At 77.1% G+C, this 2,502-nt stretch carries 1 protein-coding gene; it reads left to right on the plus strand.

From position 1 onward, the window contains the following. Nucleotides 1-2,502 (plus strand): hypothetical protein (locus CCN44_RS44715; protein ID WP_414820541.1); only part of this gene is annotated, 2,502 nt, incomplete at both ends.

The following is a 2,502-nucleotide window of genomic DNA, read 5'->3' on the forward strand; positions in this document are numbered from 1 at the left end:
CGCGCTGCTGCGCCACCTGGTGCTCAGCGCCTCGGACGGCGGCCCCGGCGTGGACCAGGAGGTGGCGTACACCCTCGGCGTGTCCCTGCTGGTCCGCGCCGACGACCGCCGGGACACGGCCGCCGGCGAGGCGGACGCCCGGATGGGCCTGCTGCTGCTCGGCCCCTTCCACTGCCATCTGCCGGGCACCCCCGACCCGCTGCCGCCGGCGCTGCGCGCCGGTCTCGACGCGCTGCTCGGTACCGGCCGCCCCGAGGACCCGCAGGCCGTCGTCCAGGAGCACGCCGCGTCCCTGGTCAACCTCGGCTATCTGCTGCTGGACCTGGGCATCAACCTGACCTGGCCGGAAGCGCTGGAGGCCTGTGCCGTGCTGACCCGCGGCGCCCTGCCGCACCTGGCGGCCGAGGGCCCCGACCGGGCGGTGGCCGGCTGCAACCTCGGCTACGCCCTGCTGGTCCTCAGCGACGCACCCGGCCAGGGCACCCCCGGTGCGCCCGACCGGCTCGACGAGGCGGTCCGCGTGTTCCGTACGGCGTTCGCGGCCACTCCCCCGGACCACGGCAACCACGCCCGCTGCGCCAACGGCCTCGCCCTCGCGCTGCTGGCCACCGCGGCGCGGACCGAGGACCGCTCCCGGCTGCCGGAGGTGATCGAACTGCTGCGGACGGCGACCCGCGGCGCCGGCCCCGCCGACGGCAACGCGGCGCAGATGCACTCCGACCTGGGCTATGTCCTCACCCTGCACGCCACGAACGCCGAGCGGGACGAGGAGATGTCGCCCGCGGTCCGGGACGAGGCCGTCGCCGCGCTGCGCCGCGCCCTCGAACTCACCCCGGCCGAGGACCACGCGGCGCTCCGCGCCCATCTGGAGCGGCTGTCCCGGGCCACGCTGATCGGCCTGCCCCGGGCCGACCCGGACCGCGCGGCCCGACTCGCCGCGGACGCCGCCGACGCGCTGCGCCGGCTGCTCGACCTGACCCCGGAGGGACACCCCGAGCGGGAGGACGTACGGCTGCGGCTGGCCGCCAACCTGATCGCGGCGGGGCGGCCCCAGGAGGGCATCGGGCTGCTCGCCGCCGCCGACCCGGTGTTCACCGGGGATGCCGGGCCGACCGGCGACACCCTCGCGCGGCTGCGCGCGGAGGCCCTCGGTCCGGACGAACCGCCCGCCCGGCCCGGCCTCGGCCCCGAGGCGCAGGCCGACGTGGACGCCATCGACGCCATCGTGCAAGCGGCGATGTCGGGGGACGGCGACCATCCCATCGCCGCCGTGCTGAGCCTGCTCGGCATGGGCCCGCAGGGCGGCGGCAGCGGACGCGGCCAGGAACTGATGGACCTCGGCAAGCTGGTCCTCGGCCACCCCGGGCAGACCTCGCTGCACGACATCGTCGACCGCGCCCTGGAACTGGAGTTCCAGCGCCTCGCCCGGCTGCCCGAGGCCGCACGCGCGCAGGCCCTGACCGACCTGCTGCGGGGCGGGACCGCGGAGCCGGAGCCCCGGGAGCCGGTCGACACGAGCGCCCTCGGCGAGATCCTCGACGTCTACGACCGGCTGCTCGCCGCGGCGCCGCCGGACTCCCGCGAACACCGTCTGCTGCGCACCGGGCGGGCCACGCTGCTCGTCATGTCGGCCCTGCACGCCGAGGGCGACGACACCGCCCGGCTGGAGCGGATGCGCGAGACGCTGCCGCTGCTGCGCGAGCTGTACGAGGAACTGCCGCAGCGGATGGCGGACATGGGGCTGAGCCCCGAACTCTTCGCCGGGCACACGGCGCTGGCGTTCGCGTACGACTCCCCGTTCGAGCACGTACAGGCGCTGGAGGACGGGGTCCGCGGCGCCCGCCGCAGGCTGGCCCGGCTGACACCGGGCACCCGGGAGTACGACGACACCCGCACCACGCTGGCCATGCACCTGTTCACCCGGCACGGGCTGTGGTCGGAGGAGGCCGACTACACCGAGGCCGAGGCGCTGGCCCGGGAGCTGACCGCGACCCGCGAGCCGGATCTGGGCACGGTGCTGCTGGCGCAGCAGTGGGCGTCCGCCGCGCAGAGCCGCGTCCAGCGCGGGCGGCTGCTGGAGACCGGGCCGGCCGCGGCGGGACGCTCGCCCAGTCTGATCATCCGGCTGGCCGGCGACGGCGCCGCCCAGGCGCTGGACCGGCACGACCCGGTGGAGGCCCTGGAGACACTGGAGGACGGCCGCGCCCATCTGCTGTCCACCGCGCTCAACGCCCGCCGCGAGCTGTCCGCGCTGCACGGCGCCGACGCCGCCCTGCACGCCCGGCTCCGGTCCGCCCTGGACCGGGTGCGGGCGCTGCGCCGGAGCGTGGAGCCCGGCCGCAGGCCGGGCCCGGAGGAGATCGCCGAGCAGCGGGCCGCCACCGAGCACGCGGCCCGGCTCATCACGGAACTGCAGCAGCGCCCGGACTTCCAGCGGTTCCTGACCCCGCTGCCGCTCGGCCTGGACGACCTGCGGCCGGCCGCCGCAGGTCGTCCAGGCCG

It is taken from the genome of Streptomyces tricolor (genome assembly GCF_002155905.1).
Lineage (GTDB): Bacteria > Actinomycetota > Actinomycetes > Streptomycetales > Streptomycetaceae > Streptomyces > Streptomyces tricolor.